We start from the raw sequence: 22,177 nt of genomic DNA on the forward strand, positions 1-22,177 counted from the left end.
GCCCGGGGGCCTGTGTTAGTCCCCCCGCCATGCGCTTCGACACCCTCGCCATTCATGCCGGCCAGGAGCCGGACCCCACGACGGGCGCCATCATGACCCCCGTCTACCTGACCTCCACCTACGTCCAGGACGGGCCGGGGGAACACAAGGGCTACGAGTACAGCCGTACGCAGAACCCCACCCGCAAGGCGCTCCAGGACTGTCTGGCCGCGCTCGAGGGCGCGAAGTACGGCGCCGCCTTCGCCTCCGGCCTCGCGGGCACCGACATGCTGATGCACATGTTGGATCACGGTGACCACGTCATCGTCTCCGACGACGTGTACGGCGGCACCTTCCGCCTGTTCGACAAGGTCTACAAGCGCTGCGGCTTGAACTTCTCCTTCGTCGACCTGTCCCAGCCGGGCGCCTTCGAGAAGGCGATTACCCCGAAGACGAAGATGGTGTGGGTGGAGACGCCCACCAACCCGATGCTCAAGCTCATCGACCTGGCCGCCATCGCCCAGGTCGCCAAGAAGCACAACATCCTCGCCGTCGCCGACAACACGTTCATGACGCCGTACTTCCAGCGCCCGCTGGACCTCGGCTTCGACGTGGTGGCGCACTCCACCACCAAGTACCTCAACGGCCACAGCGACGTGGTGGGCGGCTTCGTCTGCACCAGCCGCGATGACGTCGCCGAGCGGATGTACTTCCTCCAGAACGCGGTGGGCGGCGTGTCCGGCGCGTTCGACAGCTTCCTCGTGCTGCGTGGCGTGAAGACGCTCCACGTCCGCATGGACCGCCACGCGCACAACGCGATGAAGGTGGCCCAGTACCTGGCCACGCACCCGAAGGTGAAGAAGGTCACCTACCCGGGCCTGGAGACGCACCCGCAGCACGCGCTCGCCAAGCAGCAGATGACGGGCTTCGGCGGCATGCTGACGTTCGACATCCACGGCGGCCTGGAGGCGGCGCGCACCTTCCTCAAGACGGTGAAGGTCTTCGCCTGCGCGGAGTCGCTCGGCGGCGTCGAGTCCCTCATCGAGCACCCGGCCATCATGACCCACGCCTCCGTGCCCAAGGAGACGCGCGAGAAGCTCGGCATCGCCGACGGCTTCATCCGCCTGTCCGTGGGCATCGAGGACTCGCGGGACCTCATCGATGACCTGGCCCAGGCGCTCGACGCGGCGAAGTAGCCCGCGTCTCCACCTGGCAGGCCGCTGACCCAGGGCCTCCTTGCTCCCCCTGCTCGGGGCGCATGGAGGCCCTTCGTCCGTGCGCGCCCTGACGGCCGTGGCTCGCGCTCGGCTGCCCAGCCGCCTGGGAGGATGCGCGACTGTCGGGTATCGGAATGTTCAGCGGTGCGGGTCGATTGGGGGCCGACCATGAGCAACCGACCGATTCTCTCCGCTTGCCTGCTGGGCGTGCTGTGTTCGGCCGTCTCCGGCTGTGACGAGCCCCTCTCTTCTCCCGACAAGTCCGCGCCCGTCGAGACGCCCGCTCCCGAGGCCTCCGACGTCGCCGGGACTCCGCTGACGGCGCCCGACTGCCGCATCCTCACCACGCAGCTGGCGACGGCGAGTGGCGATGACGGTGCTGGCAGCGTCGCCGCGAACTCGCAGGACGATGACGTGTCGACGCGCTGGAGCGGGCCGGGCGTGGGCGCGTTCCTCACGATGGACCTGGGCTCGTCGCAGTCCGTGGCGGGCGTCACCGTGGCGTGGCACCGCGGCAACGAACGACAGAACCACTTCGTCCTCTCCACGTCCGTGGACGGCGTGAGCTTCACCCAGGCCCTCGCGGGAGACAGTGCGCTGAACACACAGGCGCAGACGTATGCGTTCAGCGCGCGTCAGGCGCGCTACGTGCGCGTCACCGTGAACGGGAACACGGTGAACGACTGGGCCTCCATCACCGAGGCGCGAGCGTGTGGTGAGCGCACGGTGCCGCCCGCGCCCACGGCGGACTCGGGGCCCGTGCTGCCGCGCCTGCCGTACCTCCAGAGCGTGGGACCCACGAGCGCCATCATCGCGTTCCGCTCGGGTGTGTCGTGTACGCCCTTCGTGCGCTTCGGTGACGGCTCGCTGCTGGCGCGCACGGCGACGGCCATCGTCGCGGGCTGGCGTCACGCGGTGAAGCTGGAGGGACTGCGGCCGGGACAGTCCTATGGGTACAGCGTGGAGGCGTGCGGCTCCGTCACGGGGCTGCGGACGTTCCGCACGGCGTCGGCTCCGGGGACGCCGCGCGTGCGCTTCACGACGATGGGGGACTTCGGCACGGGCGGCTCCGCGCAGTCGAAGGTGATGGCGGTGATGAACAAGCCCGAGTGGCGCGGGGAGTTCCTCGTCGCGCTGGGGGACAACGCCTACTCCTCCGGCACGGACCAGGAGTTCCAGGACCGGATGTTCAAGCCCATGGCCGCGCTGCTGCGCGAGGTGCCGGTGTTCCCCGTGCTGGGCAATCACGAGTACGTGACGAGCCAGGGCCAGCCCTACCTCGACAACTTCTACCTGCCGGCGAACAACCCCGCCAAGAGCGAGCGCTACTACTCGTTCGATTGGGGCAACGTGCACTTCGTGGCGCTCGACTCCAACTGCGCCATCGGCATGGCGTCCTCGGACCGGTGCTCGGCATCCGCGCAGCAGGCGTGGGCCGAGCAGGACCTGGCGGCGAGCAAGCTTCCGTGGAAGGTCGTCTTCTTCCACCACCCGGCCTGGTCCAGCGGCGAGCATGGCTCCCAGCTCACCGTGCGCCGCGCCTACGCGCCGATGTTCGAGAAGCACGGCGTGGACCTGGTGCTCACGGGGCATGACCACAACTACGAGCGCAGCAAGCCGATGAAGGGCGACGCGGTGGCGCCGTCGGGCACGCGCGGCATCCCCTACGTCGTGGTCGGCAGCGGCGGCGCGACGCTGCGCTCCTTCCCGAGCAGCCAGCCCTCGTGGACGGCGCTGCGCGACAACCAGGTGTACGGCTTCATGGATGTCATCGTGGATGGCGGCACATTGACGGCGCGGCTCATCACCTCCACGGGCACCGTGCGCGACACCCTCACGCTCACGAAGACGCTGCCGACGACGTGGATGACGACGACGAAGCTCGAAGCGATGGAGACAGTGCCCGGTCCCGTCGACGACCCGGCCCGCATGCCGGAGAGCCTGCGGGCCCGGCCTCCGCTGCCTCCCGCGGACCGGCTGGAGGACGTGGCGGATGCGCCCGAGCCGCCCGTGCTCAGTGCGGAGGAGGTCCCGTAGCGCCTGAGCCCTCGCCACGGCGGAGCGTGCGCCGTGGCGAGCCTTCACCTCATCAGTGCCGCGAGTCCTTCGCCTGGATGGCGGCTTCCAGTCGGGACAGGCCGCGCTTGAGCTCGGCGAGCTCGCTCTTGAGCGCATCGACCTCCGCGGTCTTCTCTCGCAGCTCGCGCGTGCGGACCTCCAGCGCCTGGATGGCGGCCAGGTTGACGCCGTCCATGTCCAGCTGTCCGATGGTCTTGTCCCCCGCGCCCAGGCCGAAGGCCGCGTGGAAGTCCTGCGCCACCGGACCCAGGTGACGCACCTCGCTTGCCTCGCCCTTGAAGCGCCAGGTGGAGATGGGCAGCCTGGCGACCTTCGTCAGCAGCGCCTCGCCGTCGACCTGGCGGAAGTCCTCCTTCAGGTTCCGGTCCGACGAGCACTCCCACCCCGCGGAGTTCGTGCGCAGCTCGCAGCGCGAGCCCAGGTTGGCGCTCGTGTAGAACATGACACCGCCCGCGGCGCGGACCATGAACTGGTTGTCGTTGACGATGCTGGCCGTGCTCACGCCGGAGCGGTCTCCCCAGATGAACGCGCCCGTCTTCCCGTTCGTCGACACATCCTGTCCGAGCGCGAAGCTGTAGTTGCCGGTGGCCTGGACGCTTGCGCCAATCGCCAGCGCGCCGCGGCCCGAGACCGTGTTCCCGGTGCCGAGCCCGATGGCGGAGAGTCCGGTGACGTTGTTGCCGCTCCCCATCGCGATGCCGCCCACCTCGCTGGTGGTGTTCCCTGCGCCCAGCGCGATGGAGCTGTCACCGCGCGCCACGTTGTCCTTCCCCATGGCGAACGACGCGGCCCCCTTGGCCAGCGAGCGATAGCCACCCGCCCAGGAGAAGTTGCCGACGCTGCCGTCGTCCCACTGCGTCTCCGTGTAGCCCGCGCGGAACGCCGCGAGGCCCGGCGCCCACATCAGCCGGGTGCCCGCGCCCGACACCGGCAATAGCCCCTTGTCCACCTCGCCGCTCGCCACCAGGCCTCCCGCCGAGTCCACGGTGAAGACCGGGAACTGCTTCCAGCTCGCACCCGCCGACGTGGTGTTCAGCACCCTGAGCAGCGGACCCGGCGACTCGACGGTGGAGGCCGCGTCGACGAGCAGGTCCGAGCGCGTCGACAGCTGCCCGTGGGTGGTGCCCGAGCCCGTGAGCGCGAAGGAGCCCGTCTGCGCGGCGGTGGTGTTCTGCACGTAGTGCGCGCTGCCCGCCAGGGGCGCTCGCGCATCCGTGAGTCTCGGGTCGCTGGTCGGCACCGGCGCGTTGGCGCCGTCGTAGCGCACCCGCAGGACGTTGCCTTCCAACGCCAGCCCCTCGCCCACCTCCCAGCCGGTGCCACTCGGCCCCTGGGGACCTTGAGGGCCCTGCGGCCCCTGGAGTCCCTCGGCGCCGCGCGCTCCATCCGAGCCACAGCCCAGCCCCGCGAAGGTGACGCCCAGCGCGGCCAGCCATGTCCTGACACCCATTCGATTCCTCCTGGCGAGATAGGGCCCGAAGTCTAGCGCCCTACGCGCCAGGTAATCTCGGAGAGATGGGTTCTCTCCGTGTCCTACCCGGGTGCCGGTGAACGATACGCCCCAGGGCAGTGACGCGTCTCGCGCCCGGTGTGGGGACAGGCGCGGCATTGTCGGGCGCTGGGGGGCCTGGCGAGGGCGCCGCATTTCGGACACCGGTTGATGACGGCGGTGTCGGGCGGGCTCGGCCAGGAGCCGGCGTTCGAGGTGGCGGGAGGGGCCTTCCTTCCCCGTCCTTGAAGGGGCGCGGGCTTCGAATGGCCCGCGCCCCCTCACTCCTCAGCGGTGCTCCTCCTGTTGTACTGGAGGGGCGAGAGGCTCCTCATATGAGCCCCACCGCGGTTGCCCACGGGCGCTCGCGCGTGAGCCTGCAGAGCGCGTCGCGCCGAAACATCGGACGAATCAATCCAGGGCTACATGCAGCGGTTTTCACAGACACCCAGCAGACAGAACCAGCACGGGCCCACGCACGTGGGGCGACAGGCCGCGTTGGAGTGCTCGCTGGTGGCGAGCGTCATGTCCGAGGGCGGCAGGCTCACCGTCTCCTCACAGGTCGTCTCGCCCGTGTCCTGGACGAACGCGGCGGAGGTCTCCCCCGTGGACAGGGCGGCGAGCCCCACCACGAGCAGGGTGCACAGCAACATGAACAGGGACCGCTGCCGCTCGAGCTTCGCGAACATCCGTGTCTCCTTGGTGATGTCGGGATGAGGCCCCGCCAGTCTGTCATGAAGCGCACTTAATGAGAAAATCGAGCAATCGATGTGATGGGCGAGGAGGGGACGCAAGGCGTTGCCGCGGCACGTCGAGCGGCCTATGGAAGAGGTCATGCGCTACTTCGACGACTTCCAACCCGGCGAGGCGAGTGAGGCCGGCCCCTACGTGGTCTCCCGCGAGGAGATCATCGCCTTCGCGAAGCAGTTCGACCCGCAGCCCTTCCACCTGAGCGACGAGGGTGGGCGCGAGGGCATCTTCGGAGGACTCATCGCCAGCGGGTGGCACACCGCGTCCATCTGCCACAAGCTGGCGGTGGAGCACCTGTTGAGCAAGACCGCGAGCCTGGGTTCACCGGGCCTGGACGAGCTGCGCTGGCTCAAGCCCGTGCGTCCCGGTGACGCGCTCACCGCGCGCTTCGAGGTGCTCTCCACCACGCCGTCGCGCAGCAAGGCGGACCGGGGCGCCATCAAGTTCCGCTTCGAGGTGCGCAACCAGCACGGCGAGGTGGTGATGACGGAGGTCGCCAACGCGCTGTTCGCCCGGCGGCCCGAGGCGAAGTAGGGCGCGCTCCGGTGCTGACATGCGGGGGCTCGGGTGGGCACCCCGCGTCGGTGCTCAGCGCTCCGCCATCAGCTTGTTGAGCACCGGATAGGAGATGCCCGCCTCCGGAGCGGGGGCGGCGGCGCCGTCTCGCAGGAACTCCGTGGAGAGCGCGGCCACGCGGCCGAGGATGGACTGGGCCATGCCCGCGCCGGCGCTGACGCGGCGCACGCCGAGCGCGGCGAGCTCCGACGCGGCGGGCAGCCCCGCCATCGCCATGAGGTTCACCGGCAGCCCGGCCTCGGATGTCACGACCTTGATTTCCGCGGGCGTCTTCAAGCCCGGCACGAAGAGCCCGTCCGCGCCCGCCGCCTTGTAGCGCCGCGCCCGCGACAGCGTCTCCTCCACGCGCTTGTCCGCCGGACCGATGCCCTTCAGGAACACATCCGTGCGCGCGTTGATGAACAGGTCCAGCCCGCGCCCGGCCACCGCGCGCTTCACCGCTTCAATCTTCGCGCACAAGAGGTCCGCGCTCCCGGAGCCGTCCTCCAGGTTGATGCCCACGCCCCCCGCGTCGAGCACGCCGAGCGCCACCTCACCCACCGCCTTCGGGTCGTCCGAGTAACCGCCCTCCATGTCCACCGTCAGCGGCACCTTCACCACGCGCGCGATGGAGGCCACGGTGTCGAGCAACCGGCTCACCGGCAGCGCGTCTCCGTCCGGGTACCCCTGGGCCCACGCCACCCCCGCGCTCGTGGTGGCGAGCGCCCTGGCACCCAGGCTCTCCATGACGCGCGCGCTGCCCGCGTCCCAGGCGTTGACCAGCAACAACAGCCCCGCCTCGTGCAGCTGGCGGAAGGCTCGAATCGAATCGGGAGGCGCGACAGGCATGGGGTGGTCCTCGAGGGGTGTGGGGGAGTGGGCCCGCGTCGACGTCAGGATTTCAAGAGGGGCAGGGCCCTGGACTCGTGGCTGAGTAACCAGCGCTTGCGCTGGATGCCACCTCCATAACCCGTGAGCGAGCCATTGGCGCCCACCACGCGATGACACGGCACGACGATGCCCACGGGGTTCGCTCCATTGGCCAGTCCCACGGCGCGCACGGCCGCGGGCCGACCGATTCTGCGCGCGAGCTCCGAGTAGGAGACAGTGCTCCCACACGGAATCGAGCGCAGCGCGGCCCACACCTCGCGCTGGAAGTCGGTGCCCGCGGTCCTCACGGGCAGCGTGTCGATGACGTCGAGCCTGCCGGAGAAATACGCGCGCATCGTGCCGGTGAGCCCGCCCGGGTCGCGCGCCTCCTCCAGCGTATACCCCTTCTCGCCGTAGTGCAGGCGCAGCAACTGGAGCATGCGCGCCTCGTGCTCCGTCCAGTCCACGGCGCGCAGGCGGCCCTCGCGGTCCGCGATGATGACCAGCTCGCCGATGGGCGTGTCCGTCCTGTCGATGAGGAATCGTGCCGTCGTCTCAGCCATGGCGCACCTCCGGAAGGCGAGGGCGCGGACCCGGATCCGCGGCCCACAGGTGTTGCGCGGCGTAGGCCCGCCAGGGCCGCCAGGGCTCCGCGCGTCGCAGCAGCGCCTCGGGCGTGGGTCGCGCGCCTTCGTCCGTGGCCGCGCTCCTCAGGAGCGCCACGTCGCTCGCGGGGAACGCGTCCGTCTCGCGCAGCGCGCGCAGGGCGATGTACTGCGCGGTCCACTCGCCCACGCCGCGGATGGAGCGCAGCCGCGCGATGCCCTCCTCGACGGTGCCGAACGGCTGGAACAACAGCGGGTCCGCCAGCGCCGCCTCGGCCATGGCCTTGAGGGCCGCCTTGCGCGCGGACGGCATGCCCAGCGCGCCCAGGTCCGCGTGGGCCACGCGCTCCGGTGACGGGAACACCCGCGTCAGCCCCGAGGGCAACCCCTCCACGGGCCCCTCACAGCACAGCGCCACCAGTCGCCCCGCGAGCCCGCGCGCCGCCTCCACCGAGACCTGTTGTCCGAGGATGGCGCGCACCGCCAGCTCGAACCCGTCCCAGGCGCCCGGAGCCCGGAGGCCGGGCCGCTGCGCCACGAGGCCCGCGAGGAACGGGTCCTTCGACAGGTGCTCGCCAATCGCCTCGATGTCCGCGCCCACGTCGAACACGCGCCGCACGCGCGCGACGATGGCCGGCAGCGATTGCACGCGCGCGAAGCGGATGCACACCACCAGGTTGTTGCGCCCCGGCTCGTGGGACACCTCCACCGTCCCCACGGCCCCGTCCTGGGACACGGTGCGCTGGTAGCTTGCGCCGTGCACTCGCTCCACGCCCTCGATGGCGCGCGCGGAGAGATAGGCGAGCATCGCGGCCCAGTCATACGGGGGCCGGTAGCGCAGCCGCAGCGTCACGCCCGCGTCCGCGGGCTCCTCGGTCATGCTCTTGCGGCGCAGCGCGCCCGGCGCCCGCTGGTAGAGCGCCTGGAAGGTCTCGTTGAAGCGGCGGATGCTGCCGAAGCCCGAGGCCAGCGCCACCTGGGACAGCGGCATGCGCGTCTCCTGGATGAGCTGCTTGGCGAAGAGCACGCGCCGCGTCTGCGCCACGGCCACCGGCGTCGCGCCCAGGTGCTGCTTGAACAGGCGGCGCAGCTGCCGGTCTCCCACGCCCAGCCGCTCCGCCAGCGCGTCCACGCCCGCCTCGCCGCCGTCCAGCGCGCCCTCCGCGATGAGCGCGAGCGCGCGCGACACGGTGTTGGACGTGCCCCGCCACGAGGCCAGGTCCGGCGCCGTCTCCGGGCGGCAGCGCAGGCACGGCCGGAAGCCCTCCTCCTGCGCGGCGGCGGCCGACGCGTGGAACCGGCAGTTCTCCTTCCTCGGCGTGCGGGCCGGGCAGACAGGGCGGCAGTAGATGCCCGTGGACGTCACCCCGACGAAGAGTCGGCCGTCGAAGCGGGCATCCCGCGACTGGAGCGCGCGGTAGCAGGCGTCTGTGTCGAGCAGGTCCATGCCTCGGACAGTGTCACCCGCGTGGCCCGCACGCTCGCGGTTTTCGGACATGAATGAGCCTACCGGCCCCAGCCTTTCCGCGCGGACACCGCCCGGCTAGGCTCACGCGGTCTGGCCTGCCACGGGCCTTGGGGGAGCACGACATGATCATCGTCTACCAGTCGCTGGAATCCACCGGAAAGAAGGAGGACTCCCTGGGGACGGCGCTCATGGGCAACTCGTTCAAGCACGGGGCGCAGTCCAACGTGGGGGAGATCTACCCCCTGGACAACAACCAGACGCTGACCTTCCAGACGCCCGTCTACGACCTGGTCGCGAAGAAGATGACCTTCCCCTCGTCGACCATCCAGTTCGCGACCCAGGTCGAGTCGAAGGCCCTCTCGTCCCGCTACGACAAGGAGCGCAAGGAGCCCGGCGAGGGCAAGGCGCTGCTGTTGAGCTTCATGAAGGGCGTCATCGACACCATCACGAAGAGCGTGATGAACCGGACGCGCTCCAGGGGCGAGCTCCCCAGCGTGCGCCTGCCGGACATCATCGTGTTGGGCGAGGCCTTCACGACGGACCTGCTCAAGGACCTGGGCGTCAGCTCCGTGGGGGGCTATCGGGTCGTCACGGGGATGAACCCCACGGGGGACTCACGCCACCGCTTCACCGTCCTCTTGCGCGAGGACCTGAACCTCCGCGACAGCGACATCGAGATGTTCCCGTACACGCTCACGTCCAACGACAACAAGGACGAGCAGGCCCGCTGCGTCATCCTGCGGGTCATGGGCTGGTTGATGGCGTTCGTGCACACGCCCAACGCCATCTGCAAGGACAGCACGCGGGTCATCAAGTATCTGGCGAACAACGCCAAGAACGTCACCACGAAGGAGAAGCTCGACCTGGTGATGGGCGACACCAATCAGCCCACGAGCGACTTCGTCAAGAGCACCCTCAAGAATCAGCTCGGCGGCGAGGACTGGGTGTCGAGCGTGCTCGACGACAAGCAGGAGCTCGTCGGCTTCGGCGGGCACAACGTGTTCAGCATCTCCGGCACGAACAGCACCTTCAAGACGCACTTCGACATCGCGTGCACGCCGCACATGACGGCGGTGGTCCGCGACGGCAAGGTGTTGGGGTTCGACGAGGACGACTCCCAGGCCAACCCGGCGTTCGTCTTCCACGGGCTGACGGACAAGTTCACCGAGCTGGAGGGCAAGGCCTACGCCTACAGCGACCACAACGGCGTCATCGTCGAGGTGCTCCGCCAGAAGTCCGTCTACGCCCAGCGCGAGCGGAAGCGGAAGGAGGAGCGCTGCTCGGACTGCCGCCGCCCGCTGACGGCGCTGGACCAGCTCGCGGGCAGGCACCTGACGTGTCGCTACGCGCCCCTGGCCCTGCGGTGGAATCCGCCCGACGGCGAGGACGACGATGGGGAGGCGCCCGAGCGACAGTTCAAGAAGCGCAAGCCCGAGCCGCCTCCCGACAACGGCCTCGGCAACGGCTGACGAGGCCTGCCTGGAAGCACGAAGGGCCTCCCACCGGCGAACGGTGAGAGGCCCTCTGTGTGAACGACGTCGGCGCCCGAGGGCGCGGCGTCAGGCCGCGGTGCGGTGCAGGAAGTCGATGAGGTCGATCTTCGTGACGATGGCGACCACCTTCTCGCCCTCCTTCACGACGGCCACGTTGTCCTGCGCGAACACCTCACGCAGCCGCGCGATGCTCGTGTCCAGCGACAGCGCCCCCTGCAGCGGCGCGACGATGGCGTCGATGGTGTCGGCGAACTTCACCTTCCCGGCGACCAGCGCGTTGAGCAAATCGTACTCGTGCACCATGCCCACCGCGCGGCCGTCCTCGGTGACGACCGGCATCTGGCTGATGCCATGGCCGCGCATCGTCTCCACGACCTGGTCCACCCGGTCGCCCTTGCGCGCCGTCTTCACGTCGCGCTGCTTGCTGCCCAGGATGTCGCGCACGGTGCCCGTGCCCTTGTCCTCGGCGAAGCCGTTGTCGCGCATCCACTCGTCCGAGTGGAACTTGCTGATGTAGCTGCTGCCGGAGTCGGGCAGCACCACGACGATGGTCTTCCCCTTGCCCACTTCCTTCGCCAGCTGCACGGCCACGTGCACCGCGGCGCCGGAGGAGCCACCCGCGAAGATGCCCTCCTCGCGCGCCAGGCGGCGGGCGGCGACGAAGCACTGGCGGTCATCGACCTGGCGCACGTCGTCCACGACCTTGAAGTCCATGGCGCCGCACAGCATGTCCTCGCCGATGCCCTCCACCTTGTAGACGTGCGGCTCGGTCAGCTTGCCCGTCTTGAAGTAGCCCTCGTAGACGGAGCCCTCGGGGTCCACGCCCACGTTCTTCAGGCCGGGGATCTTCTCCTTGAGGAACTTGCCGGCGCCGCTCATCGTCCCGCCCGTGCCCAGGCCGGAGACGAAGTAGTCCACCTTGCCGCCCGTCTGCTCGAAGATCTCCGGGCCGGTGAGGGAGTAGTGCGCCTCGATGTTGTCGGGGTTGTGGTACTGGTTCAGCATGAACGCGCCCGGCGTCTCGCGGTGCAGGCGCTTGGCCGTCTCGTAATAGCTGCGCGGGTCCTCGGCCGGCACGTTCGTCGGCGTCACCACCACCTGCGCGCCCAGCGCCTTCAGGCGGTTGATCTTCTCCAGGGACATCTTGTCCGGCATGGTGAAGATGCACTTGTAGCCCTTCACCGCCGCCGCCAGCGCCACGCCCATGCCGGTGTTGCCGGACGTGTTCTCCACGATGGTGCCGCCGGGCTTGAGCTTCCCCTCCCGCTCGGCCTTCTCGATGATGTACAGCGCCATGCGGTCCTTGATGGACGCGCCGGGGTTCATGAACTCGCACTTCACGAGCACCGTCGCGTCGTTGGGACCGACGAGCTTGTTGAGCTTGACGAGCGGCGTGTTGCCAATCGCGGTGAGGATGTTGTCGTGGATGTCCATCGCGGCTTCCAGAAAAAGGGGGGTTCGCGGCGCGTCTTATATGCCGCCCGCGCGGCCCGGTCGACAGCGGGAGACCATCTCCCCCGTCGGGGAGCAACAGTGTGCTCCCCGGGGGCCTTCCCCGCTGTGCTCCTCCCACCGTCCCCGGGGGTAGGCCGCTGTCCGGGCCTGCTCCGTCTGGGGGCGGCCGGCCTTCCGACGCGCCGCGACGGACGCGGGTGGGCGCCGTCGCGTACGTGACAGGCCGGGCGGCCAGGGGGCATCCGCCGCGTCCGGCCTTTGACGCGGAAAGTCGCCCCTCCCATACTCGCGGGCCATCTTCCTCTCGAAGACCCCCATTTGGAGAACCCCGTCGATATGGAACTCGAGGCCGCCCTGCGCGACCAGGTGGGACAGGCCATTGGCCGTCCCGTTCCCCAGGCTCCCATCAAGAAGCTGAAGGGAGACGCGAGCAACCGCTCGTACTACCGCGTCGGCGCACCCCCGGAGAGCTGGGTGGTGATGGAGATGCCGCTGGACGCGACGAAGAAGAGCGAGGAGGCCACCAAGGGTGAGCCGCCCAAGGAATTGCCCTTCGTCAACGTGCACCGCTACCTGGAGAAGCTGGGCGTGCGCGTGCCGCGAATCCTGCGCTACGACGAGCCGGCGGGGATGATGGTGCTCGAGGACCTGAGCGACATCACCTTCGAGTCCGCGCTGGAGGGCGGCAAGCACCGCGAGGCGCTCTACACCCGCGCGGTGGACCTGCTGGCGAAGCTGCGCGCCCAGGCGGAGAAGCACCAGGACCCGGACTGCCTGGCCTTCACGCGCGCGTTCGACGAGGACCTGTACGACTGGGAGCTGCACCACTTCCGCGAGTGGGGCCTGGAGGCGTGGAGCGGCAAGAAGCCCACGGCCGAGGAGCGCGCCGAGCTGGACGCCATCTTCCGCGACATCGCCAAGCAGCTGGCCGCCGCGCCCCGAGGCTTCACGCACCGCGACTACCAGAGCCGCAACATCATGGTGAAGGAGGGCGAGCTGGTGGTCATCGACTTCCAGGACGCGCTCCAGGGCCCGCGCCAGTACGACCTGGTGGCGCTCCTGCGCGACAGCTACGTGGAGCTGGACCGCGCGTTCGTGGACGCGATGCTGGACCGCTACATCGCCACGTTCCAGCAGGAGACGGGCGAGCGCATCGACCCGGTGGCGTTCAAGGCGTTCTTCGACCTGCTCACCGTGCAGCGCAAGCTGAAGGACGCGGGGCGCTTCGAGTTCATCAATCGCGTGAAGGGCAACCCGGGCTTCCTGGTGTCCATCCCGGCGTCGCTGCGCTACGTGCGCGAGGCGTTCCGGCACCGTCCGGAGCTCGCGCGGTTGCAGGCGCTGGTGGCGAAGTACGTTCCGGAGCTGGCCGCCTGAGTCGGGCACCGGGGGAGGGGAGGCGACGATGAAGGCGATGGTCCTCTGCGCGGGGCTGGGCACGCGGCTGCGTCCGCTGACGGAAGCCTGGCCCAAGCCGGCGCTGCCGCTGTTGGGGCAGCCGCTCTTGCGCTACCACCTGGCGGTGCTGAAGGCCGCGGGCGTGACGGCGGTGGGCATCAACACGCACCACCTGCCGGACACGATGGAGGCGGTGGCGCGCGAGGAGTGCGCTCGCGCGGGGCTGCCGCTGCACGTCGTGCGCGAGCCCGTCATCCAGGGCACGGGCGGAGGCATCCGGGGCCTGAGGGACTTCCTCTCCGACGGGGACTTCCTCGTCTTCAACGGCGACATCCTCTACCCGGTGGACCTGCGGCCCGTGGTCTCCATGCACCAGGCGTCCGGTGCGCTGGCGACCATGGTGCTGCAGCCCATGCCGGAGGGGGAGAAGTACGCGGCGGTGGAGCTGGACGGCGCGGGGCAGGTCCAGCGCATCGCGGGCCATGGTCCCGGGGGCGAGGGCCTGACGCCGTGGCACTTCACCGGCGTGCACGTGATGTCTGCGCGCATCTTCGACTTCATGACGGCCGAGGGGCCCGAGGACATCAACCGCGAGGTCTACGTGCGCGCGATGTCGGCGGGGCAGGTGGTGCGCGGCGTCCGCGTGGATGGGTACTGGTCCGACCTGGGCACGCCGTCGCGCTACCTGGCCACGGTACGTGACGTGCTCGCGGGGCAGGTGCGGCTGGAGTGGCTGGGCGCGGCCTCGCCGCTGGCGGGGACGGTGCGTGGGCCGGGCGCGTCGTGGGCGCATCCGGAGGCGGACGTGCGCGGCGCGCGAGTGGAGGGACCCGCGTTCTTCGAGCGAGGCGTGTCGCTCGCGGCGGGCGTCGTCGTGGGCGCGAGTGTGTCGCTCGGCGGCGAGGTGAAGGTGGGCGCGGGGGCCCGGCTCAGCCGCGCCGCCGTGTTCGAGCGGACGGAGATTGCCCCGGGCGAGACGCTCGAGGAGGTCCTCGCCTGGAATCAGCACCGGATTCCCGCGCCGCTCACCGGGCGCTGAATCCCGAGGAAGCCACCCCACCGCGCCCCGGGAAGCGGCGGTCCCAGGCGTGCGCGGTGTTCCCGCCTGGCCGACCGCCCATCCCTTGGGGGCGGGTGGCTCGTGCGCTGGCGCGCGAGGGCTGCGTCCACCCGTTCGACCGCCCGGCCCCATGCGTCCTCGTGAGGGTATGGCCCGCGCGGGACGTCGTGAAGCGACGGCGAGGCACTCCCTGGCGTGGCGGGCACCTTCGTCCGGGTGGGGTCGGCGAGCAGGCGCAGCGCGTCCTCCGTCCGTCGCCGCTGCGGGTGCCACGTCTTACCGTCACTGCTGGCGGCGTGTTCGCGCGAGCGCGTGTTCGGCGCATGACGGGAGGTCGAGGGCATGACGTGGCGAGGGACGTTGGGGGCCAGGCCCGAGGGGAAGGACCGCACGCATTTTCGCGTCTGGGCGCCTCGCCGCCGGATGGTCGAGGTCTCCGTCCAGGGCGCGTCGCGTCCGCTGCCCCTCGTCCGGGACGCACGAGGCTACTTCGAGGGCGTCCATCCCGCGCCGGTGGGCGCGCGGTACAAGTACCGGCTCGATGACCGCGAGGAGTTCCCCGACCCCGCCTCCCGCTTCCAGCCCGACGGGCCGCACGGACACAGCGAGGTGGTGGACCCATGGTCGCACGCGTGGCGCGACGGAGACTGGAAGGGGCTCGCCTCCATCCAAGGCCAGGTGCTGTACGAGCTGCACCTGGGCACCTTCACGCCCGAGGGCACGTACGAGGCGGCCATCGAGAAGCTGCCCCTGCTCGCGGAGCTGGGCATCACCTGCCTGGAGTTGATGCCGCTGCACACCTGCCCCGGCCGCTTCAACTGGGGCTACGACGGCGCGCAGCTCTTCGCGCCCCATCCCGCCTACGGCCGCCCCGAGTCGCTGCGGGCCTTCGTGGAGGCCGCGCACGGGCTGGGCCTCGGCGTGGTGCTGGACGTCGTCTACAACCACCTGGGACCGGACGGGAACTACCTGGCCCAGTACGCCCCCGGCTACTTCACGAAGAAGTACGAGAACGAGTGGGGCGAGCCGACGAACTTCGATGACGGCGAGGACGCGGGCCCCAGCCGCGAGTTCTTCGTCGAGAACGCCTGCGCGTGGATGGCCGAGTACCACTTCGATGGCCTGCGCCTGGACGCGACGCAGAGCCTCTACGACGACGGGCCCCGGCACATCGTCCAGGTCATCACCCAGGCGGCGCGCGAGGCGGCGGGCGGACGCGGGGTGCTCATCATCGCGGAGAACGAGCCGCAGGACGAGCTGTGCGTCCGCGCGCCCGAGCGCGGCGGATGGGGCGCGGATGGGCTCTGGGTGGATGACTTCCACCACTCGGCACGCGTCGCGGCCACCGGGCGCGCGGAGGCGTATCTGCAGGACTACCGCGGCAACGCGCAGGAGCTCTTGTCGTGCGTGCTGCGCAACTCGCTCTATCAGGGCCAGTACTACCGCTGGCAGAAGAAGGCCCGCGGCTGTCCCCTCTGGCGCGTGCCCGCGAAGCGCGTGTGTCTTCTACCTCCAGAACCACGACCAGCTGGCCAACATGCTCGGAGGCCACCGGCTGCACCACGTCGGCGGCGAGCGCCGGGCGCGGGTGCTCACGATGCTGTGGCTCTTGTCGCCCCAGACGCCCATGTTCTTCATGGGCCAGGAGTGGTTCGCCAGCTCCCCGTTCCACTACTTCGTGGACCACGAGCCGGAGCTGCAGGCGGTGGTGCGCCAGGGCCGCGACGCGTTCATCGGCCAGTTCGAGAGCGCGCGCCACGCCCTCGAGCACGAGGGGTTCGAAGAGCACGTGGATGAGCGCGCCTTCCGCCGCTCCCAGCTCGACTGGACGGAGCGGGAGCGCCGCACGGGGCCGCTCACGCTGCACCGGGAGCTCCTGCGCCTGCGCCGCGAGGATTCGGTGCTCGCCCGACAGGATGGCGGCCAGCTGATGGGGGCCGTCCTCTCCGAGAGCGCCTTCCTGCTGCGCTACCTGGGAGGCGAGCAGGAGGGGGACCGGCTGTTGCTCGTCAACCTGGGGAGCGAGCTGGAGCTGTCTCCCTGCCCCGAGCCGTTGTTGGCCCCACCGCGGGATGAAGGGTGGCGCCTCGGACTGTCCAGTGAAGAGGTTCGATTCGGAGGGACAGGCTCTTGCTCACTGGATTCACTGAGGGTCGAGACGTCGTGGCGCGTGCCGGGGATGACCGCCCTGTGGATGACGAGTCCTCGGGAGAGCAGGACCGGCCCCGGGCCTCGGATGGCAGGATGAGCCGCATGCGCGGACTGCCAGAGGTGAAGTTCGGATGGCCCGGGGGCGCCCCGGCCACGGAGGTCCTCGGACGGGAGTGGCTGGTGACGAATGGCCTGGGGGGCTACGCGTCCAGCACCCTGGCCGGCGTCAACGCGCGCCGCTACCACGGCCTGTTCATCCCCAGCCTGCCGGAGAAGGGCCGCACCGTCATGCTGTCGCGGCTCATCGAGACGGCCCGGGTGGAGGGGCAGGTGTACCGGCTGGAGGGCGAGGTGCGCGCGGACGGGACGCTGGCGGGCGACACGTTGCTCTTGCGCGGCTTCCGGCTCGACGGCCTCATCCCCGAGTGGGACTACGTGCTGGGCCCCACGCGGCTTCGGCGCAGGCTGGTGATGGTGCATGGCGAGAACACGCTCTTCATCGAGTGGGTGCACCTGTCCGGGCCCGCCGTGAAGCTGCGCCTGAGGCCCTTCCCCACGTTCCGCGTCCACGAGCACGACTTCCCCCACGGCTACTGTCAGCCCAAGGTGGTGCTCCAGGGGGAGCGCATCGAGATGTGCGCGGGCAAGGAGGCCGAGCCCCTGCGCCTGCGGCTGTACTCGGATGCCTCGGTGCCCTTCGTGGCGCTGCCGGAGATCTCCCCGCCCATCCTGTACCGCACCGAGCGCGCGCGCGGGATGCCGCACGTGGAGACGCAGGCGAGCCCCGGCTACTTCGAGTGCACGGTGAAGCCCGGAGGCCGGCTGGCGCTGGGCGCCACGGTGCAGGACTGGGCGGTGTTGGACCGCGACCCGGCCATCAGCTTCGACATGGAGCGCGAGCGCGAGTGGCGCCTGTTGGAGCGGGCGCCGGCGCAGGCCCGCAAGGACACGGCGGCGAGGCTGGTGCTCGCGGCGGACCAGTTCATCGTGGACCCCATGCGTCCGCGCGACGACGCGTGGGCGCGGGCCATCGGCGAGGATGCGCGCAGCGTCATCGCCGGCTACCCGTGGTTCACGGACTGGGGCCGCGACACGATGATTTCGCTCGAGGGACTGACGGTGTCCACGGGCCGCCTGCGCGAGGCGGCGGCGATTCTGCGCACGTTCCGCCACCACGTCCGCGACGGCCTGCTGCCCAACCTCTTCCCGGAGGGCGAGGCCGAGGGCCTCTACCACACGGCCGACGCGACGCTCTGGTTCTTCCACGCGGTGGACCGCTACGTCACGGCGTCCAAGGACGAGGAGCTGTTGCGCGAGTTCTTCCCCACGCTGGAGGACATCGTCCAGAAGCACCTGAAGGGCACCCGCCACAACATCCGCATCGACCCGGACGACGGGCTCTTGACGCAGGGCGAGCAGGGCTACCAGCTCACGTGGATGGACGCGAAGGTGGACGGCTGGGTGGTGACGCCCCGGCGCGGCAAGGCGGTGGAGCTCAACGCGCTGTGGTTCAACGCCATGAAGCTGATGGCGGAGTGGGCCGTGCTGCTGGGCGTGGACCCCGCGCCCTACAACCAGGCCGCCGAGCGCGCGCAGGCGTCCTTCAACCAGCGCTTCTGGAACCCTCGCACCCAGTGCCTGTTCGACGTGGTGGACGCGGAGGGCGGCGGCAACGACGCGGCGGTGCGGCCGAATCAAATCTTCGCCCTCTCGCTCAAGTACCCGGTGCTCGCGCGCGACAAGTGGCCCCAGGTGCTGCGCAAGGTGGAGGTGGAGCTGCTCACCCCCGTGGGGCTGCGCTCATTGGCGTCGGACCACTCCGACTACAAGGCCACCTATGACGGCGACTTGCGCGCGCGCGACGCGGCGTACCACCAGGGCACGGTGTGGAGCTGGCTCATCGGCCACTACGTGGACGCGGCGCTGAGGGCGCAGCCGGACCGCGCCCACCTGCGCGACGTCATGGACGGCCTGGAGGCCCACCTGCGACAGGCGGGCGTGGGGCAGGTGAGCGAGATCTTCGACGCCACGCCCCCCTTCCGTCCCAGGGGCTGCATCGCCCAGGCGTGGGGCGTGGCGGAGGCGCTGCGCGTCTTCCTGCGCACCGCCTGAGCAGGCTCAGGCGGGGGCCGCGGATCGCCCGAGCCAGGGACTCAGGCGGGGCCGCGCGGGGACTCAGGCCGGGTGGTAGCGGGCGAGCACGCAGGTGACGTTGTCGTTGCCGCCCGCGGCGTTGGCCATGTCGATGAGCTGGGAGCACGCCTTGTCCAGCTCCGGCGTGCGCCCGAGGATCTCCTGCATCTGCGCGTCGGTGACCATGCCGCTCAGGCCGTCCGAGCACAGCAGGAAGACATCGCCCGGCTGGGGCTCCACGCGGGAGACATCCACCTGGACGTTCTCCTTCATGCCCAGCGCACGCACGATGACGTTCTTGTGCGGGAAGTTCTCGACCTCCTCGGGCGAGAGCTTCTTCGCCTTGAGGTAGTCGTTGAGCAGCGAGTGGTCCTCGGTGATCTGCTTGAGGGCGCCGGAGCGGAAGAAGTACACGCGGCTGTCGCCCACGTGCCCGACGTAGGCCACGTCGCTGGCGAAGTGCACGCTGACGATGGTCGTCCCCATGCCCTTGTACTTCGACTCGCTGCTGGCCTTCTCGTAGATGCGCGCGTTGGCGAGCTTGATGCCGGTGGCCAGCCGGTTCTCGTCATAGTTGCGCTGCTTGTCCATCTTGAAGGGCCAGGTGCTGTCCTGGTCCTTGGACGTCATCTTGTAGAACTCACCCAACTCGTCCACGGCGATGCGGCTGGCAATCTCTCCAGAGGAGTGGCCACCCATCCCATCCGCGACGATGAAGAGGTGCTCCTCGGGCAGCATGAGGAAGTTGTCCTCGTTGTGATTCCGCTTCATCCCGACGTGGGTGCTGCCGGCTACCTCGATGCGCATGCGCGGGAACTCTTCTAAGGGGACGAGAAACTGGCGGGGCACGTTAACAAAGCGCTCGGAAATCGGTCAAAACTCGTGCGCATCGTGGGTCAGCCAGGGGACATCGGAGCAGAGGAGGCAGGCTCGAAGCTCAAGCGGTCCCCTTCCTGGGTGCCGCTGGCGGCGAGCACGCCCGCGGGCAGCTCCAGGACGGAGCGTGCCTGCAGGTACACGGAGGTGGCCCGCCAGGGGGGCAGGGCCATCATCTGCTTGACGATGCGCCCCTGGGCGTCCAGGAAGGCCACGTCGATGGGAATGCGCATGAAGAACGTGTGGATGGAGTTACAGGGCTGGATGTGGAGGCCCTCGCCCACGGCGAGCTCGGTGCGGCCCATCAACCCCTTGAAGCGGTGGGCGAAGGACGTGGCCTTCTCCGCCCGGTCCGCCAGCGGCCTCTGCCGCGTCTCGTTGGTCACCTTCCAGCGCATGTAGCGCGTTCTACCCCATGCTCGAGCCCCTGGCGCGTCCTCTGCATCTGGTCCTGGTCTCTCCCCAGATTCCCCCCAACACGGGCAACGTGGCCCGCCTCTGCGCGGTGACGGGCTGCCGGCTCATCCTCGTGGAGCCCCTGGGGTTCTCCATCGATGACCGCCAGCTCAAGCGGGCGGGGCTGGACTACTGGGACAAGGTATTTCTCCGCCTGTACCCGACGTATTCGGCCTACGTGGAGGCGTATCCGGAGGCGCGGCGGTGGTTGTTCTCGGCGCGGGCCCAGACGTCGTTGTTCGAGGCGGGGTTCGAGGCGGGGGACCACCTGGTGTTCGGTTCGGAGGTGACGGGGTTGTTGCCGGAGGTGATGGAGGGGGGGACGGGGACGGCGGTGACGATTCCGATGTTGGAGGGGGTTCGGAGCATGAACCTCTCCACGGCGGTGGGGGTGGGGACGTACGAGGCCCTGCGACAGGTCTGTTTCAGCGGGGTGGGCAGGCGGGCACCCTCGGCAAGTTGAGGGGCGGTGTGGAGGGACTACACTGGGGCGCAGGATGACCCCGTCGCAGGCCGCCGAAGCGCTGTATTCCGCCCACAAGTCCCGAGCCACGGGCTGGTTGACGCTGTCCGCCGGAGGGCGTGAGTCGAGGCTGAGCTTGCGCGAGGGAGACCTCGTGGGGGCGCGGCTGGGGTTTGGCTATCAGAGTCCGGCGCAGGCGTTGTTGCAGGGTGGCCTGTTGGACGCGGAGGCGTTGGACGGGTTGTGGGCGCGGGGTGGGGCGGGGACGCCGGACGAGGATCTGCTGGAGGCGCGGGGGCTGGCCGCGGAGGTGGTGGCGGAGCAGCAGGTGCTCGCGCAGGTGCGCCGGCTGAGTGAGCTGGCGGAGCGCGCGGCCTTCGAGGCGGGGAGTGTGGAGGCGGAGTTCGAGCCCATCTCCGGTGTGAGGGTGGTGCGGGCGGCGCTGGAGCGGGGTGGGGCGGAGGTGGCGGGGCCGCGGGTGTATCGGTGCGCGGAGGTGTCCGCGTGCGCGCCGTGGGTGACGGATGCGGGGGAGCGGGAGTTTCTGGCGACGCTCGGGGAGTTCCGGCGGCCGGAGGGGTTGACGCCCGCGCACGAGGCGTTGCTGCTCGTGCTGGAGCGAGAGGGGGCGGTCGAGGCGCTGTCGGTGGAGGAGTGGGAGGCGCGGGAGGAGGCGAGGCGACGGGCGGAGGAGGAGGCGCGGCTCGCGGAAGAGGCGCGGCGGGCCGAAGAGGCGCGGCTCCGTGCGGAGGAAGAGCGTCGGGTTGAAGAGGCTCGGCTCGCTGAGGCCCGTCGAGTGGAAGAGGCTCGACTGGCGGAGGAGGCCCGACTTCGTGCGGAGGAGGAGCGTCGGGCTGAAGAGGCCCGTCTCGCTGAAGAGGCGCGTCTTGCTGAAGAGGCTCGTCTCGCTGAAGAGGCTCGTCTTCGTGCGGAGGAGGAGCGTCGGGCTGAAGAGGCCCGTCTCGCTGAAGAGGCTCGTCTTCGTGCGGAGGAGGAGCGTCGGGCTGAAGAGGCCCGTCTCGCTGAAGAGGCGCGACTGGCGGAAGAGGCTCGTCTCGCTGAAGAGGCTCGTCTCGCTGAAGAGGCCCGGCTTCGTGCGGAGGAGGAGCGTCGGGCCGAAGAGGCGCGACTGGCTGAAGAGGCTCGTCTCGCAGAGGAGGCCCGCCTCGCTGAAGAGGCTCGTCTCGCTGAGGAGGCCCGCCTCGCTGAAGAGGCGCGGTTGGCCGAAGAGGCCCGCCTCGCTGAAGAGGCGCGGTTGGCTGAAGAGGCCCGCCTCGCTGAAGAGGCGCGGCTGGCTGAAGAGGCCCGCCTCGCTGAAGAGGCGCGGCTGGCTGAAGAGGCCCGCCTCGCTGAAGAGGCTCGTCTCGCCGAAGAGGCCCGGCTTCGTGCGGAGGAAGAGCGTCGGGCCGAAGAGGCGCGGTTGGCTGAAGAGGCTCGTCTCGCTGAAGAGGCGCGGTTGGCTGAAGAGGCCCGCCTCGCTGAAGAGGCCCGCCTCGCTGAAGAGGCCCGGCTCCGTGCTGAGGAAGCGCGTCGGGCTGAAGAGGCCCGCCTTGCTGAAGAGGCGCGACTGGCTGAAGAGGCTCGTCTCGCTGAAGAGGCCCGCCTCGCTGAAGAGGCCCGCATCCGTGCGGAGGAAGAGCGTCGAGCCGAAGAGGCGCGACTGGCCGAAGAGGCCCGCCT

General features: G+C 70.0%; 19 protein-coding genes. 11 read left to right on the forward strand and 8 right to left on the reverse strand.

The genetic code is table 11. The features are described 5' to 3' along the window. The first annotated feature begins 29 nt into the window (after positions 1-29). Together K8640_RS32585 and K8640_RS32590 are read left to right on the forward strand one after the other, a co-directional pair. The gene (locus K8640_RS32585) at positions 30-1,175 is read left to right on the forward strand and encodes a cystathionine gamma-synthase (RefSeq protein WP_223750623.1); all 1,146 of its coding nucleotides are present in this window, start codon (positions 30-32) and stop codon (positions 1,173-1,175) included. Positions 1,176-1,364: 189 nt separating this feature from the next. Next, complete coding sequence (locus tag K8640_RS32590; RefSeq protein WP_223750624.1) at positions 1,365-3,233, forward strand: metallophosphoesterase; 1,869 nt, start codon at positions 1,365-1,367, stop codon at positions 3,231-3,233. Between the two features lie 52 nt (positions 3,234-3,285). Here the strand turns inward: K8640_RS32590 and K8640_RS32595 are convergent, their stop codons facing one another. Then, entirely contained in the window at positions 3,286-4,725 is a 1,440-nt protein-coding gene (locus K8640_RS32595) for a tail fiber domain-containing protein (RefSeq protein WP_223750625.1), read from the reverse strand. Positions 4,726-5,186: 461 nt separating this feature from the next. Further along, positions 5,187-5,453 carry a hypothetical protein gene (locus K8640_RS32600; RefSeq protein WP_223750626.1) on the reverse strand — a complete coding sequence of 89 codons (267 nt, stop codon included), beginning with the start codon at positions 5,451-5,453 and terminating at the stop codon, positions 5,187-5,189. 145 nt (positions 5,454-5,598) lie between these two features. On the opposite strand from K8640_RS32600, the gene K8640_RS32605 reads away from it, so the two are divergent. Continuing rightward, entirely contained in the window at positions 5,599-6,048 is a 450-nt protein-coding gene (locus K8640_RS32605) for a MaoC family dehydratase (protein WP_223750646.1), read from the forward strand. A 54-nt stretch (positions 6,049-6,102) separates the two neighbouring features. Here K8640_RS32605 and K8640_RS32610 read toward each other — a convergent pair whose 3' ends face one another. The 3 genes from K8640_RS32610 to K8640_RS32620 are packed head-to-tail and all read right to left on the reverse strand — an operon-like array spanning position 6,103 to position 8,991. After that, positions 6,103-6,918, reverse strand: a complete 816-nt coding sequence (locus K8640_RS32610; protein ID WP_223750627.1) for an isocitrate lyase/phosphoenolpyruvate mutase family protein — start codon at positions 6,916-6,918, stop codon at positions 6,103-6,105. A 44-nt stretch (positions 6,919-6,962) separates the two neighbouring features. Beyond that, a complete protein-coding gene (gene ogt / locus K8640_RS32615; RefSeq protein WP_223750628.1) occupies positions 6,963-7,502 on the reverse strand; it encodes a methylated-DNA--[protein]-cysteine S-methyltransferase in 540 nt (179 codons plus the stop codon). Further along, the gene (locus K8640_RS32620) at positions 7,495-8,991 is read right to left on the reverse strand and encodes an AlkA N-terminal domain-containing protein (protein ID WP_223750647.1); all 1,497 of its coding nucleotides are present in this window, start codon (positions 8,989-8,991) and stop codon (positions 7,495-7,497) included. The genes ogt and K8640_RS32620 overlap by 8 nt, the downstream gene beginning before the upstream one ends. 143 nt (positions 8,992-9,134) lie before the next feature. Here K8640_RS32620 and K8640_RS32625 point away from each other — a divergent pair, with 143 nt between their 5' ends. After that, positions 9,135-10,481, forward strand: a complete 1,347-nt coding sequence (locus K8640_RS32625; protein WP_223750629.1) for a hypothetical protein — start codon at positions 9,135-9,137, stop codon at positions 10,479-10,481. 90 nt (positions 10,482-10,571) lie between these two features. On the opposite strand, the gene K8640_RS32630 is transcribed toward K8640_RS32625, so the two are convergent. Then, entirely contained in the window at positions 10,572-11,939 is a 1,368-nt protein-coding gene (locus K8640_RS32630; RefSeq protein ID WP_223750630.1) for a pyridoxal-phosphate dependent enzyme, read from the reverse strand. Positions 11,940-12,296: 357 nt separating this feature from the next. Between K8640_RS32630 and K8640_RS32635 the strand changes: the two genes are divergently transcribed. The 5 genes from K8640_RS32635 (at position 12,297) to K8640_RS32655 (ending at position 18,681) form a co-directional block, all read left to right on the forward strand. Further along, entirely contained in the window at positions 12,297-13,337 is a 1,041-nt protein-coding gene (locus tag K8640_RS32635) for an aminoglycoside phosphotransferase family protein (protein WP_074957965.1), read from the forward strand. Positions 13,338-13,365: 28 nt separating this feature from the next. After that, positions 13,366-14,397 (forward strand): NDP-sugar synthase, encoded by a 1,032-nt coding sequence (locus K8640_RS32640; protein WP_223750631.1) that lies wholly within the window; start codon positions 13,366-13,368, stop codon positions 14,395-14,397. Between the two features lie 363 nt (positions 14,398-14,760). Beyond that, the gene (locus K8640_RS32645; protein ID WP_223750632.1) at positions 14,761-16,215 is read left to right on the forward strand and encodes an alpha-amylase family glycosyl hydrolase; all 1,455 of its coding nucleotides are present in this window, start codon (positions 14,761-14,763) and stop codon (positions 16,213-16,215) included. Next, positions 16,208-16,666: a DUF3459 domain-containing protein gene (locus K8640_RS32650; protein WP_223750633.1), complete on the forward strand. Its 459-nt coding sequence runs from the start codon at positions 16,208-16,210 to the stop codon at positions 16,664-16,666. The genes K8640_RS32645 and K8640_RS32650 overlap by 8 nt, the downstream gene beginning before the upstream one ends. Before the next feature lie 5 nt (positions 16,667-16,671). Then, positions 16,672-18,681, forward strand: coding sequence for an amylo-alpha-1,6-glucosidase (locus tag K8640_RS32655; protein WP_223750634.1), 2,010 nt, complete (start codon positions 16,672-16,674; stop codon positions 18,679-18,681). A 63-nt stretch (positions 18,682-18,744) separates the two neighbouring features. Here the strand turns inward: K8640_RS32655 and K8640_RS32660 are convergent, their stop codons facing one another. Then, positions 18,745-19,509: a Stp1/IreP family PP2C-type Ser/Thr phosphatase gene (locus K8640_RS32660; protein WP_074957967.1), complete on the reverse strand. Its 765-nt coding sequence runs from the start codon at positions 19,507-19,509 to the stop codon at positions 18,745-18,747. Positions 19,510-19,598: 89 nt separating this feature from the next. Next, positions 19,599-19,976, reverse strand: coding sequence for a DUF192 domain-containing protein (locus K8640_RS32665; RefSeq protein WP_141327563.1), 378 nt, complete (start codon positions 19,974-19,976; stop codon positions 19,599-19,601). Between the two features lie 17 nt (positions 19,977-19,993). On the opposite strand from K8640_RS32665, the gene K8640_RS32670 reads away from it, so the two are divergent. Together K8640_RS32670 and K8640_RS32680 are read left to right on the forward strand one after the other, a co-directional pair. After that, a complete protein-coding gene (locus K8640_RS32670; protein ID WP_223750635.1) occupies positions 19,994-20,497 on the forward strand; it encodes a tRNA (cytidine(34)-2'-O)-methyltransferase in 504 nt (167 codons plus the stop codon). Positions 20,498-21,240: 743 nt separating this feature from the next. Beyond that, the coding region (locus K8640_RS32680; protein ID WP_223750636.1) for a hypothetical protein at positions 21,241-22,177 on the forward strand (937 nt) is incomplete at its 3' end.

It is taken from the genome of Myxococcus sp. XM-1-1-1 (assembly GCF_020037095.1).
Taxonomy (GTDB): Bacteria; Myxococcota; Myxococcia; order Myxococcales; family Myxococcaceae; genus Myxococcus; species Myxococcus fulvus.